We start from the raw sequence: 15494 nt of genomic DNA, 5'->3' as shown, positions 1-15494 counted from the left end.
GCAGCGTAGTCAAACCGGATAGAGAGTTAAGCACCGTCTCTGGATGGAACACGCCGCGCAACCGTCGCATCGGGCGGGCGTTCTGCCTCGAAACCATCTTCTGGAGATTTCGCATGAAGCATCGTTCGGGCGCGATCGTCGCCTCTGCCCTGGCGTTCGCGGTGGCAGGATGCGGCAATGCCGCGACCGTAGTGCAGGGTGAAGCGGCGCCTGCCGGCGGCAAGCCCTTCACGGTCACGCCGGTCGCCGACTTTCAATCGCCCTGGGCAATGACCTTCCTGCCCGACGGGCGGATGCTGGTGACGGAGAAGGCAGGCACGCTGCAGCTGGCCAGCGCCGACGGCAAGGCGAAGGCCGCGGTCGGCGGCGTGCCTGCGGTCGACAGTGCCGGGCAGGGCGGACTGATGGACGTGGTGCTGCACCCGAAGTTCGCCGAGAACGGGCTGGTCTATCTCAGCGCGTCGGTCGCCGGGCCGGGCGGCAAGGGCGTGGTGCTGATGCGCGGCAAGCTGGCGGAAGCGGGCGGGAAGGCGACGCTCGAGGGCGTGCAGACGATCTTCACCGCGACCCCGTTCGTGGAGGGCGACGGCCATTATTCGGGCCGGATCGCCTTCTCGCCAGACGGCCAATATCTGTTCTTCACCAATGGCGAGCGCCAGAAGTTCAATCCGGCGCAGGACCCGAAGGCGACGCTGGGCAAGGTGCTGCGGCTGACGCCGGACGGCAAGCCGGCGCCGGGCAATCCGCTGGCCGCCAAGGGCTTCCACCCCGCGGTCTGGAGCTATGGCCACCGCAACCTGCTGGGCATCGCGTTCGACGCCCAGGGCAATCTGTGGGAACAGGAGATGGGGCCGAAGGGCGGCGACGAGGTGAACCTGATCCGGCCCGGGCTGAATTATGGCTATCCGCGGGTTTCGAACGGCGATCATTATGACGGCAAGCCGATCCCCGATCACAAGCCGGGCGACGGCTATGAGGCGCCGAAAGTGAGCTGGAACCCGGTGATCTCGCCCGGCGGGCTGATGATCTATTCGGGCGCGCTGTTCCCGGCGTGGAAGGGCGACGCGTTCATCGGGGGCCTGTCTTCGAAGGCGCTGGTGCGGGTGGACCTGAACGGCACCGGCGCCACCAAGGGCGACCAGTGGGACATGGGCGAACGCATCCGCGCTGTGGAGCAGGGCCCGGATGGCGCGATCTGGCTGCTGGAAGACGGCCAGCGCGGCGGACAAGGCCGGCTGCTCAAGCTGACTCCGGCGGCCTGATCGCCAGCCGGCCCGGTCCGGCCTGCGTGCATCGCGACGCACGGCCGGATCGGGCAGCGGCTTGAATGGGTGTCGGCTGGCCCGACGTCTCGGGATCTTCTCCAGATCAGGCGGTGAACGTACTGCTTACGCGCCTGTATCCTCGATCAGTTAAAGCATCTGAGCGATCTCTGGTCTTGAAAGAACACGTCGATATTCAAGCTGGCGCCATCATATCGCTATGTAAACTGTTTCAATCAACCAAGACTATGACTGGTGATACTGTCGAAACTTCAGCGTGGCTGCAGCAGAACTTGGTCTTCCGTCGAAAGACAACATATATGGTATAATACTAATCGAAATCAGCCAGATTCCGGCGTGCGCGGCGCAACCCCGATTGTTGCGGTACGTTGCTGCGGAAGGGGATCGGACCGGATCGCCGCCTTCCTGCCAAGGAGCCGCCTCTGGTGTATGTCCTCTCGATCGCGCTCGGCGGTTGCCTCAAGGGTCCTCCCGTCGAATTCGGGCTTACCGGGGACACCGGCGGACATATCACCTACGCGCTCGGCGCCGCGCAGGCGCTGGCCGCGCGAGGCGATGTCGACCGGGTCGAGATCGTGACGCGGTTGATCGAGGATGCGACACTGGGACCGGCCTATGCGGTGCCGTTCGAGCCGCTGTCGGCAAAGCTGGCGGTACGCCGGATCGCCACAGGAAACCGCGCCTACCTGACCAAGGAGGCCAATGCCGCGGACCGGCCGGCGTTTGCGGACGCGCTGATCGCGCATCTGGCCGCGCAGGATCGTCTGCCCGACATCATCCATGCCCATTTCGCCGATGCGGCCGAGGTCGCCCGGCTGGTGCGCGCGCGGCTTGGCATCCCGTTCGTCTACACCGCGCATTCGCTGGGCATCGACAAGGCCGAACATGGCGTCGCGACCGAAGGCCTGGACCGTCGGATCGCCGAGGAAGATCGCGCGATCGGCGCGGCCGACCTGATCATCGCATCATCGCGCGACGAGGCGGAGCGGCAGCTGATGCTATATCCATCGGCCTGCCCGGCGCGGATCCACTGCCTGCCCCCCGGAGCCGCGATCGGCGATGATGCGCCGGCCGATGTCGCGCGGGCACAGGCGTTGATCGCGCCGTTCCTGCGCGACCCGGCCAAGCCGATCATCCTGGCGATCGCACGGCCGGTGGCGAAGAAGAATCTCGCCGGCCTGATCGATCTCTACGGCCGCGATGCGGACTTGCGCGCGCGGGCGAACCTGGTGATCGTAGCGGGCCTGCGCGACGGGCCCGATTGCGGCGAGGACGAGCAGCGGGCCGTGATCGCATCGCTGCTGGCCGGCCTGGATGCGCATGATCTGTACGGCAGCCTCGCCTTGCCGAAGCGGCATAGCCAGGCCGACATCGCGGCACTCTACCGCCTGGCGCATGACAGCCGCGGCGTGTTCGTGAACCCCGCGCTGACCGAACCCTATGGCCTGACGCTGACCGAAGCGGCCATCCATGGCCTGCCGGTTGTGGCGACGTGCCATGGCGGGCCTGCGGATATCGTCGCGACGCTCGGCCATGGCCGCATCGCCGATCCACGCAAGCCGGCCGAGTTTGCCGACGCGATCCGCGCGCTGCTGACGAATGCGCATGAATGGGCACGGGCGGCCGAGGCGGGGCGGCAGCGCAGCAGGGCGCTGGATTGGCATGGCTATGCCGCGCGCTTCATGGCGATCGTGAACGGGCTGCTCGCCGCGCCCACCGTTGCGCCTGCGCCGGGCCGGCTGCTGCTCTGCGATATCGACAATACGTTGACCGGCTGCCTGGCGGGGGCGGGCCAGATGGCGACCTTCCTGGCCGCGCAGCCCGATCTCGCCTTCGGGGTGGCGACCGGGCGATCGCTGCAGGAAGCCGAACGGTTGCTGCGCGAATGGGGCCAGCCCGATCCGCGCGTGATGATCACGTCGGTCGGCAGCGAGATCTATTGGCGGCACGGTTCGCGGCTCCAGGCCGATCGGGACTTCGCAAGCTGGATCGACGCGGATTGGGATCCCGACCTGTTCGACGCGGGCGTCGCCGCCATCCCGGGCGTGGAGCGGCAGCCGCCCGTGGAGCAGCGGCGCCACAAGCGCAGCTATTTCGTCGAGGACCCGGTCGCGATCGCGGCGGTGCGCGCGGCGGTCGCCGATCTGCCGGTGCGTGTAATCCACAGCCATGGCCGGCTGCTCGATATCCTGCCGCGACGCGCGGGCAAGGGCGCGGCGATGGACTGGGTGGCACGCAAGCTGGGGATCGCGGCGGAACGGGTCTATGCCGCAGGCGACAGCGGCAACGATCTCGATATGCTCGATACGGTGCGCAACGGCATCGTCGTCGCCAACCACAGTGCGGAACTGGTGCCGCTGCTGGGACGGCCGAGCATCTATCTGGCACGACGGCCGCATGCCGGCGGCGTCGTCGAAGGGATGCGCGCGTTCGCTCTGAAGGACGCGGCATGAAGCGTCCGATCGGCTATTTCGTGCATCACCAGGGGCGCGGCCATGCCGAGCGGGCGGCCGCGATCGTGAACGCGCTGCCCGCATCGCGCCCGGTGACGCTGTTCTGCGCGCGCGATGACATCTTCCCGGTGCTGCCGGCGCATGCCCGTATCGAAGTGATCCCCTCGCTGTTCGAAGCGCCGGCCGATGCCGCGCCGGCGCTGGCCAATGCGCGCACGCCCGATCCGCTGCACTGCGCGCCGCTGGGATGGGGCAGCATCACCCACGCGATCGCGACGATCGCGGCATGGTTCGATCAGGCGCGACCCGCGCTGTTCATCACCGATGTCTCGGCCGAACTGGCGCTGCTGGCGCGGATCGCATCGGTGCCGTGCATCAGCGTGCTGCAGCATGGCCAGCGCGACGATCCCGGCCATGCAGCGGCCTATCAGTCCGCAATCGGCATCCTGGCGCCCTATGCACGGGCGCTGGAACAGCCGGGCCGGCCGGGCTGGATGGCTGCCAAGACACATCATGCACCGGGCGTGGGGATCGATGCGGCAATGCCCAGCCGCGGCGCCGCGCGGGCCGTGCTGGGCCTGCCGCAGGATGCCGAGATCGTGCTGGTCGTGGCCGGCGGCGGCGGCACCGGTACCCCCGGCACGCCGCTGACGCTGGGCGCGCGCGCCGAGCCGGATGCGCTGTGGCTGTCGATCGGCGCGGTCGAGCGCGAATGGCACGCGACCATGCCGGGCAATCTGCGCCATCTTGGCTGGGTCGACTGTCCCGAACTGTACATCGCGGCGGCCGACCGGATCGTGTCCTCGGCAGGCAACACCACCGTTCACATGATCGCGGCGGCGGGCCGGCCGTGGATCGTGGTGCCCGAATGGCGCTATTTCGATGAACAATTGTGGAAGGCACGCATGCTGGATCAGGCCGGCGCGGCGGTGATGCTGGATCACTGGCCCGCCCATGCCGCCGCGTGGGCAGAGGCCTGGGCGCGCGCATCGACAATCGGCCTCACCGCGCAACATGCGTTGGTGGATCCGCAGGCGGCGCACCATGCCGCCGCCTGGATCGAGGCGCAGGCCGACGCGGCCTGGGCCGTGCCGGCGATCGAGATCGTCACCCCGAACGCCATCGAGACCGCAATCGCATGACCCTATCGATCTGTACGCTTGCGGCCGGACGCGCCGATCATCTGCGCAACCTGGTGATCGGGCTGAACGCGCAGGCCCGGCAACCCGACGAACTGGTGATCGCGGTGATGCAGGCCGAACCCTATGACCTGCCCGATACCGCCTTTCCGATCCGGCAGCTGATGGTGGGGGCAGGCGGGATCCCGCTGGCCGCCGCGCGCAACGCCTCCGCGACCGCGGCCACCGGCGAGACGCTGATCTTCCTCGATGTGGACTGCATCCCCGAGCCGACGCTGGTCGGCGACTATGCGGGGCTGCTGGAGGAGATGGACGCGCTGCTGATGGGCGAGGTGCTGTACCTGCCGGCCGGCGCTACCGCGGCGGGAGTGGACTTCGACCGTTTCGCCCGGATCGGGGTCAAGCATAGCGAACGGGCGGGGCCGCCGGACGGGCGGATCGGCGATTGCAGCGATTATCGCTGTTTCTGGTCGCTGAACTTCGCGATGCGGCGATCGACCTTCCTGTCGGTCGGCGGGTTCGACGAGCGATATGTGGGCTATGGCGGGGAGGATACCGATTTCGGCCGCATGGTGTTCGATGCCGGGATCGCGCTGCACTGGGTGCGCGGCGCCCGCGTCTACCACCAATATCATCCGCACCATATGCCCCCGGTGCATCACATCGACAGCGTGATCGCCAATGCCGCACGCTTCCGCGACAAATGGGGGCATTTCACGATGGAGCACTGGCTGCGCGCCTTCACGCTGATGGGCCTGGTGCGGCTGGAGGACGGAGAGCATGTCCGCCTGCGCGCGGTGACCGACGCCGATCTGGCGCTGACCCGCCAGCAATCCGACCAGCCCTATGCCAGCACCGCGACCGTGCTCGCGTTGCTGGAAGCGCGGCCCGCGATCGCGGCGGCATAGCCGGCCTCATAGCCGGCGACCATCGCCGCAATCGAGAAATGCCGTTCCACCCGGGCGCGACAGGCGGCCCGCGGCAGGCCGATCGCGCGGTGGATCGCCTGCGCCAGCGCATCGGGATCGGCAGTCGCGAACGCGCCGGCATCGCCCGCCACTTCGCGGATCGCGCCGCGATCGATCGCCGCGACCGGCACCCCGCAGGCCATCGCCTCGGCCGCGACCAGGCCGAACGGCTCGTCCCACATCGGCGTCGCCAGCATCACCGATGCCGCCCCGATCGCATCGACCAGCGCATCGCTGCCGAGATGGCCGTGATAGCGGCAATCCCCGCCCAGCAGCGGTGCGACCTGATCGTCGAAATAGGTCTGGCAATCGATCGGGCCATAGATGTCGAGCGGGATGCCGGCCGTGCGCGCCGCCTGCGCGGCGATCGCGGTTCCCTTGTTGGGCGTGATCCTGCCTGCCCAGACAGCGCGCCCGTTGCCGGTGGGTCGAAAGCGCCAGCGATCCACGTCGATTCCGTTGTGGACCACCGCGGCGGTGGAAGGCGGCGCGGGCCACCAGCCGGCAAGATGGCTGCGCGATGTGGTCGTCTGCCGCAGCCAGGGCGCGGCGCATGCGGCCACCGCATCGGCCAGCCCGGCGAAGGGCGGCACGTGCAGCGAGGTCAGCATCGGCTGGCCATCGCGCAGCGCCCAGTGGTGCAGGGCCGGATGCATCGCGTTGTTGTGGACGACATCGAACCCGCCCGAGCGGACCGCCGCCCAGCCGCGCCCGAAGGCCGCATCCTGAAACGCGGTCAGCTCCGCCGTACCGTGCCACAATGCCCATGGCAGGACCGCTTCATAATGGCGCGCGACGATGCCGTGGAGGGGCAGGGCGGGATCGCTGTCGCCGCTGGCGAACAGCGTGACATCATGACCGCGGCTCACCAAGGCGCGGACCAGTTGATGGCAATGCGCCTCCATGCCGCCCATGAACGGCGGCGCGATCGGATGGCGCAGATGGGCGATCACGGCGATTCGCAGCGGGCTTGACGGAGGCGCGAAGGAATCGGGCATGCGGGCTTTCGGCTGGGAGAGGCAGGCGGGGGCCGCTGTCGCACAGCCGATTGCTGCTGTCGCTGCGCGGGATCAAGGGTCGCCTTTTTCAGGGGCACGCGCGGTATCGTCCGCAATCATGCTGATCGAGATCATGCTGTGGGAACGGGGCCAAGGACGGCGCGCTTGTCGATCGAAGGAATCGATCATGGCAGACCCTAACGCCCACGACCAAGCCAGCAGCATCAACGCAGAAGGTGGCAGCGTGCTGATCGATGGCCCCGCGGGGATCGCAGTGACGCTGACGCCCGACGCGGCCCTGGAAACCGCCGCGCGCCTGCAGCGCGCTGCAGCCGAAGCGCGCGATCAGGCCCCTTTCGAGACGGACGCCGGCGACGACGAGGATCTCAGGATCGCTGCTACCGGTACGGGCGGATAGCCGAGCGCCAACTCGGATATAGCACGAGGACCGCTAACGATTAGGCGCGCTTCCAATCGGCGAGCGTGCTGACCTTGTTGTCGATCCGCACCAGCGTCTTGCCGGTGGTGTCGCCAGACATCAGGCGGATGAAGGCATCGGGCGTGGCTTCCAGGCCGGTGGCGACATTCTCGGTGGCGATCAGATCGCCGCTGCGCACCCAATCCGCCAGGGCGGTTTCCGCCTCGTGGAGCATGTCCGCGGCTTCATAGGCCAGGAAGCCGCGCATCGTGATGCGGTTGACCAGCACCTGCCAGAGGTTGCGGATCGGATAGGGCTCGGTCTGGTGGTTGTAGTTGGCGATCATGCCGCAGACCGGGATCCGACCGAACGCCTTCATCCGCGGCAGCACCGTATCGAGCGTGACCCCGCCGACATTGTCGAAATAGAGGTCGATGCCCTCCGGGAAGTGGCGTGCGATCTCGGCATCCAGATCCGGCGCGGCGCGATAGTCGATGACGCCGTCGAAGCCCAGCTCCTCGGTGACGATCCGGGCCTTTTCCGCCGAGCCGACAGTGCCGACGACGCGGCAGCCCGAAAGCCGGGCGACCTGGCCCGCCACGCTGCCGACCGCGCCGGCGGCGGCGCTGATCAACACCTCGTCGCCCGCGCGCATCTCGCCATAGCGCTTCAACCCGACATAGGCGGTGACGCCCGACCAGCCGACTGCGCCCATATAGACGGTCAGCGGCAGATCGTCGGCCACGGTCACATTCTCGAACCCGACCGATCCCGGATCCAGGATCGAATGCGTCTCCCAGCCCATGAACGCGCGGCCATAATCGCCTTCGCGGAACGCCGGGTTTCGCGACTGGACGACGCGGCCGAGCACCATCGCGGGGATCAGCCCGCCGATCTGCACCGGCGGCATATAGCTTTTCACGTCATCGAGCATGCCGCGGATCGCGGGATCGATCGCGAACACGCGGTTCTCGATCAGCACCTGGCCCTCGCCGAGTTCGGGAAGCGGGGCTTCCTCCATCCGGAAGGTTTCGGGCCCGGGCACACCGGTCGGCCGCCCAGCAAGCACGATCCTGCGGTTGATCATCGCCGTTCCTTCAAGCCGATATGGTCTGCGCGGTTCATTCGACGCCGAAGTCGCGCTCACGCGAGGCATCGAACTGACGCACTTCGATCGTGATCTTGTCGGCCCAGCCGCCCAGCACCGCGCCGATTGACGGCTGCGCCAGATGCACCGCCAGCGCCTGCGGATCGCGCCAGCGTTCATAGACCAGGATCGAACCGGCCGCGGCATCGTCGATCGCGAAATGATAGTTCAGGCAGCCATCTTCCTGGAGCGTGGTTGCCACCAGCGACCGCAGCGTCGCCGCCAGATCCTCGACGAGTTCGGGCTTGGTACGGATATGGCCGGCCAGGATGATCATTCAGCTGTTCCTCGTCAGATTATCGTTGCGTGGGGGACCGCGCGGGCGGCCGCGCTGGTGGGATTACCAGGCAGTCTTGGCGTCGGGCACGGCCGGGCCGGTCAGCCAATCGCCGGTGATGCCGATCTTCACCGCGCTGCCGCGGTCGACCTCGGTGCCGGCCTCGGGCGTCACGAACATGATCCGGTTGGGCGCCCAGACCGATCCGATGATCTCCTCCTCGTCGGTGGACAGTATCAGCCCGACCGCATCGCACATCTCGCGCGCGCGCTCGCGGGTCTGGCCACGGATTTCAGGGACATAGGCCTTGGCCGGATCGTCATGCTTCTTCAGCACGCGCGCCTTCTCGCGCTCCGCTTCCTCGGCGGCCAGCGTCTCATCGAACGCGGGGCCATGATAATCGATCTCCCAGTCGAACGAGATCATGTTCTCTAGGATATCGGGCAGATAGGGCGTCATCCGCAGGTGCGACCAGTGCGACATGTAGCGATCCATCGCTTCATAGCTGTCGATGTCGCAACAATTGGCGAAATCGAAATCACCCGAATGATAGCGCGTCTTCACGCACAGGCCGTGGCTGTAATCGCGGACCTCGCGGTTGAGGTGCGACAGCTTCTTCACCTCGGTCAGGAAAGTGTCGATCTTGTCCTGCGGCGCATCGGCCTTGAACTTGATCATCACGACATGGCGGATCATTCGTCTCTCCCCTTCGGCTGGCCTGCTGCAGGATCGCCTGCACATGCGTCTCGCTGTCGGCGGAAGGATAGGGTGCGCGGCCCGCAATGTGACTGACAAATTCGGCAGGTGAGCGCCGAGGACGCAGCTAGGCCTGGCGATCCTCGATGTAGAGATCGGCCACGAAGGGCTGGCGATCGGCCCAGCGGAACGCGCCGGCGAGACTGTCTTCGATCTTGCTGGACGGGATGAACCGGGGCGCGTCCGCCTCGGCATAGGCGGTGGTGCCCGCGGGCTGCAGCCATGCCGACACGGCCTGCCACCGCGCCTTGTCGGTGCGGCAATCGAAGATGTTGCGCACCATCGCGGGCCCCTGCCACCGTTTCGTCGCCGATCGGTGGGCATGGCGGCGCCCGGGCGCACCGTCGCTTCGATGAACGGCCGGCCCGATCCGACCAAGTTCATGATCCGGCAGCATTGTCCCGGAACGAGCCGTTCCCGGCGGTTGCCCGCGTCGATCGTTTCGCTCATGCTCTACCCTCGTCGGGCGAGGGGGCGTCATGATCAAATCTGCCGGTGCCGCAATCACCCTTGCGCTGGCCATGCCGGCCCTCGCCCAGCATGCGCCCGATGCCTGGTTCGGCACCTGGAAACTGAAGCTCAAATCACCCACAGAACCACCCGAGACGCTGGTCTACAGTGATGCCGGCGGCGGCGCGATGCGGATGGCGTCGGTCGAACAGGGCAGCGTGCTCGTCACCCGGCTCGATGGCGTTCCGTCGACCGACCTCGGGGGAAAGGGTGATGGCGGGCCGGTGCTGGCGGTGAAGGCCACCTCGCCGGTGAGTTACATCTGGACCTATGCCGATGCCCACCGAAGCCGAACGCTCCAAGGCGCGGTTCCAAATCTATCAGATCGACCCGCCCAACGCGCACTACCAGTATACCGTCGTCGCTCACTTCATTAATGATAGCCACGGTTTGATGCATGCAAACTGACAAGAAAAGACCAACAAGTGACAACTTGGCAAACCGATCGGGCATGCCTCGCTTACGAAAAGCAACTCGGCGATCAATCAATTCCCGGATGGCTCGCACGCATCGCGCTGACTGCTGCCGCCGCTGGGAGGCTAGCCACGCTTTGGACGATATTGAATATTAGGATCGAGCTCAGGGCAACCGCTACAAGAATAGAGGAGAATTCGAACGCCCGCCCTGCAGCTGCAAAATCATAGGGCGAGCGTGCCCCTTCGTTGCGTCGTAAGATGCGCCTCTCTGCCATGGCCTGAACATTCGAGTCGTTAGATCGCGAGGGATCAAGCATGCTAGCCAAGTCAATCGTTTCCCGCGTGACCATGCCGAACCGTCCCGCATGAGACCAGATGATGCGGCCAATAATTACTGATGTGGCTCGTCTCAGTTCCACGTAACTTCCGCGACCTGGCGGGTTAGCGATCTCGATCATTGCGCCGTTCGGTGAGATGTTGCGAATTATTCCATCGCTCCATCCATTGTCGGTCCTGACCCGAGCGGGGATCAGTGTCGTAACTCTATCCCGTCTGTTTTTCACGCTGCACCTCAAATCATTGATGTTGAGGATTTAGGAGCATGAGGCAGAAGTTGGCACTATAGTAGAAGCACGATACCGTAGAAATACGCCCTTTAGTAATTCGCTAATGGTGTTTGTTTCTTTTGGAGTTGAAACCAGTGAGACAGTGATGACGCTTCATACGGTCGTGCCAAAAGGCCAGCAAGACCTTTACCATGATGCCGGTCGCCATTCGACTGATCTTGGGCTGAAGGTCGTTTTGGCCGATAACCGCAGTTGCGCGCAACGAAGCCGAACGGGCAGGCTCGCGCGCATGGCCGATTTTCATCGGGAGGCGCTCGATGTGGCGGCCATAGTTGCCGTGACGGATCGCTCGGGTCGCATCACTTCTGTCAACAGGAAGTTCTGCGAACTCAGCGGCTACGACGAGCACGAACTTGTGGGTTCGAATCATCGGATCCTCCGTTCGGGCATTCATCCGCCCGCTTTCTTTGCCGACCTTTATAGAACGATTTCGCAAGGCTCGATCTGGCATGGGGTGATCTGCAATAAAGCCAAGTCGGGTAGCCTCTACTGGGTAGACACCACGATCGTTCCTCACAGTGACAAGTCGGGCTACACTGCGATTCGCTTTGACGTGACCCCGCAGAAAGAAGCCGAGCAGCGGTTGTGGAGGCTTGCCAATATCGATGTCCTCACGGGCCTTGCCAATCGTCGTCGTTTCATGGAACTCCTTGAAGATGCTACCCGTCAACAGCGATCCTTTGCTTCGGTGATACTCGATCTCGACAATTTCAAGGACGTCAACGACAGCGAAGGCCATGATGCGGGCGACCGCCTTTTGCAGAATGTCGCCGAAAGCCTGAAGGCGTTGGTCGACGACCGAGAGGTGGTCGGACGGCTGGGTGGTGACGAATTTGCGCTGCTGCTGAACTTCGATGGTGATGTCGATGCGCTCTTGCACCGGCTTGAAGGGCTAGTGACTGCGATCGGAATCGGCCCAGCGGCAGAGGTCGCGGGCTGGGCCGTGCAAGCCAGTGCCGGAGCGGCCATCTTTCCTCAGCAAGGCAGTGACGAGCACGAGTTGTTGAAGTGCGCTGACATGGCCCTCTATGCGGCCAAGCAGGCGGGACGTGGCTGCGCGCGACTGTTCGAGCCGCGCTTGCGCCATGCGGCCGAACAGCGTGCAGGCCTGAGCACATCGATCCAGCGCGCGCTGATCGCAAACGATCTCTTTCTGCTATATCAGCCTATCATCAACCTTGCTGGCGATCAGCCGCCTGCCTTCGAGGCGCTCTTACGCTGGCGGGGGGCTGATGGTTCGGTGACGACCCCCGGCACTTTTGGCGCCGTGTTCGACGATGAGCGGGCGTCCGCAGACATCGGCAATTTCGTGCTGACTGAGGTCATCCACCAAATAGATCGGTGGCGGCAGGCCGGTGTTCCGTTCAGTTCGATTTCGATCAACGCTACGCTGGGCGACTTCCGATCCTCATCCTTTGTCGATCGAATCGTTGATGCTGTCGAAACAGGTCGGTTCCGCGGCGATCAACTGTGCATTGAGATCACCGAAGGCATGCTGCTCGACCGGGGCGCGCACACTGTGCGCCAGTCCATTGATCGCCTGCATGCCCATGGCGTCGGCATAGCGTTCGACGATTTCGGCACAGGCTTCGCTTCGCTGACTCATCTGAGGCATCTGCCGATCGACCATGTGAAAATCGATCGCAGCTTCATCGAGGCGATCTGCAGCGACCGCAAGGACCGGGTGATCGTGGAAAGCGTCATCGCGCTTGCCCACCGGCTCGGATTGCGGGTGGTGGCGGAAGGTGTGGAGCAACCGGAGCAACTCGACCTCCTGCGGCGCCTGGGCTGCGACAGTATCCAGGGATTTCTGGTCGCGCCCGCCTTGACCGAGCATATGGCGACTGATTTCATCAACGGTGCCGCCACGAACCAGGGCTTCGTCGTCAATCGCTCGACCGTTCCCGCAAGATTCTGTGGCTAGGCTCCAAGCCGCAATCGCGCGCGAGGATTATAGCTTCCGACAAGCTTTTCACCTCCAGCTTGTCCATCAGGTTGGCGCGGTAAGTTTCGACCGTGCGAGGAGACAGGCCAAGCCGATAAGCGATGATCTTGTTGGCCAGTCCTAGCACCAGTCCAGCCAGCACATCGCGCTCGCGTTCGGTCAGACGCGCGACCCTTTGCTCGGCCTCCTGGCGATGCAGTAGTTCCAGGCGATCTTGCCGCAGGCGAACCAAAGCGAAGCCAATTGCCTTTGCGAGCCCTTCCATCGGAAACGGCTTCTCGATGAAATCGATCGCCCCGGCGTGGAGCGCCTGGACGGCAGTGCTTACGCTGCCAGCACCAGTCAGCATCACGATTTTGTGCGGACTGCCTGCGCGCGACAACGCGGCCTGAATCTCAATCCCACCTACGCCGGGCAGGTTCAGGTCCAGAACGAGGCATCCGGGTTCAAGATCATCCTGCTCCGCAAGAAATGCCTCTCCGTCCACAAAGCCGCGGGTTGCGAAGCCGCGTAGCGAAAGAGCGTCCACCAACTCCGCTCGAATGGTCGCGTCATCGTCAACAACATAGACGTGGCGCACGGCGTCATCTGGCCCTTGCTGAGTGCTGTTGACACTCATGCAACGGCGGCAGCCATCGCGCATTATGACGCATGTGATTCTGAAAAGCTTTTGCCGCACGAAGACGTATTATGCAACCATAGCGCCACGATCCGGTCGCCGGCTCATATTCGTGAGCGAGCAGTAGATACCAATTATCCTCGCTCTCCTGACCCTGCCGGAACTCGATCATCACATCATCTTGAGCACCCAGTGATTGGAACATTGCCTTGTCGGCGCTGTGCACGGGCACCTCCGCGCGATAAGCTCCATGCTCAGGACTGATTTTTGTAAAGCTGAGACTGCACCGTTGCGGATCAAAAGAAACATCGCTGAAGACCTTTAGCTCGATCGTCGAGCGCAGTTCTTCGACCGCGCGCGCCAAGCGGCTGCGTTCTTGCTCCGCTGCGATATATTCGTTGTTGGCAGCGATGAATGCCTGGAGAATCCGGTCGGTTTCGGCAAAGGGCGCATGCGCCGAACTCAGCTCCATCTGATGCTCGAACCCGCCGAGCGCAGCCTGCCACAGGTTGAGCGATCGCCGCATTGCCCGACGGAATGCGAGCATCGCGATCTGAGCTAGCAGGAGATAAGCGACCAGGGGAAGGACGCCTCTGATGATATCTCCGAACAGGGCGCGAACGTGCATCTGCGGCGAAATCACCGCGACGGCTTCTGCCGAAACTGGCGTAACGAGGCACATGCGCAGCCAGTAAGTGAAAGTATCGCGATCATCAGGCCCCTTTTCGCCGCGATCGATCCGCGTGCAGCCGAGACGCCTCGAGGCGCCCTCAGCCTGTGCCGTTGGCACTACGATTGCAGGCAGGTGCAGGCCTATGCCGGGAAGTTTCAATGATTGAAGTTTCCCAACCCGTGATGTCGCGGCAAGATCCGATGAATTCACCGCAGCGATTATCTCGTGTTCGTGCAACGACAGCCGATCGCGGATATGTGCAAGTTCCCCGAGGAGGAACATCGTCGCCGCGCCGACGACAGCGACTGAAACGAGCGCGTCGAGCGCGCCTTGCAGAGATATCCGCGTGATAAGGGTCATGCGGCGTCCGCTGCGATCGAAAGTCATCAACAGCAGAACGATATCGGCGAATGTCGCTAGCAGCACTTCGCATAGCAGCTTGCGCAACATAACTACGAGCGTGATTTCGATCGGGGTGTCAAAGTGTAGGTAAACCAGTGCCAACCCTGCGCCGATCCCGACGGTGGACTGGTAGAAAAACGTGATCGTCGCGAGACTAAGACCGCGGCGGTAGAAATGGTCGACGGCTATAACATGGCCGATCGCGAGTAGGATGGAGACCGGATGGCCCCACCAGAAGAGGGACGGCGCCATCGTTACGACCGCCGTTAGGATAGCCGCGCGAACGCCGAACCAGCGAAAGGCCAAAAGATAGAAAAAAGGCCCCAGATAGAACTCGAAGCCGGGCGCAGCCACGATCCGCGTGCTGGACAGTGCCAATGCTACGGTCAATGCAATCGTCGGGATGACCGCGTGACGGGCCTCCGGCAGACGCATTTCGGAAATGGAGGCACTTAGCATGATGCTGGTGACCCTGAACTCAAAATCAGATTGCGTAGCTCGGACGAGCGAACAGGTTTCATCAGCAGCCCGTCCGTCGCGTCGTCAATCTGTTGCCGTGCGGCCGTGGTCAGGTCGAGATGACCTGTCATCAGGTATATTATTGGCGGCGGCGCACTCTGATGTCTGAGGCGTAGCGTCTTCAGCACCTCCAAACCGGTTTCGGCCTGAAGCTTGTAATCACATAGGATCAGCGAAAAAGGCATCTGTTCGCATGCACGGCGGGCGTCATCGCCATTTGCTACACCGATCACGGCAGCCCCAAGTGCGCCGGCCAATTCGACCAGTTCGTCGCGTAAGGCGCGATCGTCCTCAATGATCAGAATTGAACCTGGCATAGCCTCGTTTCGTTGCACCGACATGGTT

16 protein-coding genes are annotated in these 15494 nt (G+C 64.1%); 7 read left to right on the top strand and 9 right to left on the bottom strand.

Features of this window, described 5'->3' with window-relative positions; genetic code table 11:
* Positions 1 to 113: 113 nt before the first annotated feature.
* From ABC347_RS10355 to ABC347_RS10340, 4 genes are all read left to right on the top strand, one after another.
* Positions 114 to 1262 carry a PQQ-dependent sugar dehydrogenase gene (locus ABC347_RS10355; protein ID WP_413245651.1) on the top strand — a complete coding sequence of 383 codons (1149 nt, stop codon included), beginning with the start codon at positions 114 to 116 and terminating at the stop codon, positions 1260 to 1262.
* Between the two features lie 446 nt (positions 1263 to 1708).
* Positions 1709 to 3736 (top strand): HAD-IIB family hydrolase, encoded by a 2028-nt coding sequence (locus ABC347_RS10350; protein WP_413245650.1) that lies wholly within the window; start codon positions 1709 to 1711, stop codon positions 3734 to 3736.
* Entirely contained in the window at positions 3733 to 4878 is a 1146-nt protein-coding gene (locus tag ABC347_RS10345) for a glycosyltransferase (RefSeq protein ID WP_413245649.1), read from the top strand. Before ABC347_RS10350 ends, ABC347_RS10345 begins: the two co-directional genes overlap by 4 nt.
* Positions 4875 to 5783 carry a galactosyltransferase-related protein gene (locus ABC347_RS10340; RefSeq protein ID WP_413245648.1) on the top strand — a complete coding sequence of 303 codons (909 nt, stop codon included), beginning with the start codon at positions 4875 to 4877 and terminating at the stop codon, positions 5781 to 5783. The genes ABC347_RS10345 and ABC347_RS10340 overlap by 4 nt, the downstream gene beginning before the upstream one ends.
* Here the strand turns inward: ABC347_RS10340 and ABC347_RS10335 are convergent.
* Complete coding sequence (locus ABC347_RS10335) at positions 5720 to 6841, bottom strand: glycosyltransferase (RefSeq protein ID WP_413245647.1); 1122 nt, start codon at positions 6839 to 6841, stop codon at positions 5720 to 5722. The two genes, ABC347_RS10340 and ABC347_RS10335, sit on opposite strands and share 64 nt — an antisense overlap.
* Positions 6842 to 6959: 118 nt before the next feature.
* Here ABC347_RS10335 and ABC347_RS10330 point away from each other — a divergent pair, with 118 nt between their 5' ends.
* Positions 6960 to 7259, top strand: coding sequence for a hypothetical protein (locus ABC347_RS10330; protein ID WP_413245646.1), 300 nt, complete (start codon positions 6960 to 6962; stop codon positions 7257 to 7259).
* Between the two features lie 40 nt (positions 7260 to 7299).
* Here the strand turns inward: ABC347_RS10330 and ABC347_RS10325 are convergent, their stop codons facing one another.
* From ABC347_RS10325 to ABC347_RS10310, 4 genes are all read right to left on the bottom strand, one after another.
* The gene (locus tag ABC347_RS10325; protein ID WP_413245645.1) at positions 7300 to 8346 is read right to left on the bottom strand and encodes an NADP-dependent oxidoreductase; all 1047 of its coding nucleotides are present in this window, start codon (positions 8344 to 8346) and stop codon (positions 7300 to 7302) included.
* Between the two features lie 34 nt (positions 8347 to 8380).
* Complete coding sequence (locus ABC347_RS10320) at positions 8381 to 8683, bottom strand: putative quinol monooxygenase (protein ID WP_413245644.1); 303 nt, start codon at positions 8681 to 8683, stop codon at positions 8381 to 8383.
* Positions 8684 to 8746: 63 nt separating this feature from the next.
* On the bottom strand, positions 8747 to 9379 hold the full coding sequence (locus ABC347_RS10315) for a Dabb family protein (protein ID WP_413245643.1): 633 nt from the start codon (positions 9377 to 9379) through the stop codon (positions 8747 to 8749).
* Positions 9380 to 9506: 127 nt separating this feature from the next.
* Positions 9507 to 9722: a hypothetical protein gene (locus tag ABC347_RS10310; protein ID WP_413245642.1), complete on the bottom strand. Its 216-nt coding sequence runs from the start codon at positions 9720 to 9722 to the stop codon at positions 9507 to 9509.
* A 196-nt stretch (positions 9723 to 9918) separates the two neighbouring features.
* Between ABC347_RS10310 and ABC347_RS10305 the strand changes: the two genes are divergently transcribed.
* Positions 9919 to 10326, top strand: coding sequence for a hypothetical protein (locus tag ABC347_RS10305; protein ID WP_413245641.1), 408 nt, complete (start codon positions 9919 to 9921; stop codon positions 10324 to 10326).
* Between the two features lie 104 nt (positions 10327 to 10430).
* On the opposite strand, the gene ABC347_RS10300 is transcribed toward ABC347_RS10305, so the two are convergent.
* Positions 10431 to 10928, bottom strand: a complete 498-nt coding sequence (locus ABC347_RS10300) for a PilZ domain-containing protein (RefSeq protein WP_413245640.1) — start codon at positions 10926 to 10928, stop codon at positions 10431 to 10433.
* Between the two features lie 148 nt (positions 10929 to 11076).
* Here ABC347_RS10300 and ABC347_RS10295 point away from each other — a divergent pair, with 148 nt between their 5' ends.
* On the top strand, positions 11077 to 12915 hold the full coding sequence (locus ABC347_RS10295) for a putative bifunctional diguanylate cyclase/phosphodiesterase (RefSeq protein ID WP_413245639.1): 1839 nt from the start codon (positions 11077 to 11079) through the stop codon (positions 12913 to 12915).
* Here ABC347_RS10295 and ABC347_RS10290 read toward each other — a convergent pair.
* The 3 genes from ABC347_RS10290 to ABC347_RS10280 are packed head-to-tail and all read right to left on the bottom strand — an operon-like array spanning position 12878 to position 15490.
* Positions 12878 to 13555 (bottom strand): response regulator transcription factor, encoded by a 678-nt coding sequence (locus tag ABC347_RS10290; protein ID WP_413245638.1) that lies wholly within the window; start codon positions 13553 to 13555, stop codon positions 12878 to 12880. The genes ABC347_RS10295 and ABC347_RS10290 overlap by 38 nt on opposite strands.
* Entirely contained in the window at positions 13521 to 15065 is a 1545-nt protein-coding gene (locus tag ABC347_RS10285) for a hypothetical protein (protein WP_413245637.1), read from the bottom strand. Before ABC347_RS10285 ends, ABC347_RS10290 begins: the two co-directional genes overlap by 35 nt.
* Before the next feature lie 17 nt (positions 15066 to 15082).
* A complete protein-coding gene (locus ABC347_RS10280) occupies positions 15083 to 15490 on the bottom strand; it encodes a response regulator (RefSeq protein WP_413245636.1) in 408 nt (135 codons plus the stop codon).
* Between the last annotated feature and the right edge of the window lie 4 nt (positions 15491 to 15494).

The organism is Sphingomonas canaveralia (assembly GCF_047238125.1).
GTDB lineage: Bacteria > Pseudomonadota > Alphaproteobacteria > Sphingomonadales > Sphingomonadaceae > JBDFMH01.
Note: the sequence above shows the minus strand (reverse complement) of the source record. Positions and strands in the feature narration are given on the sequence as shown.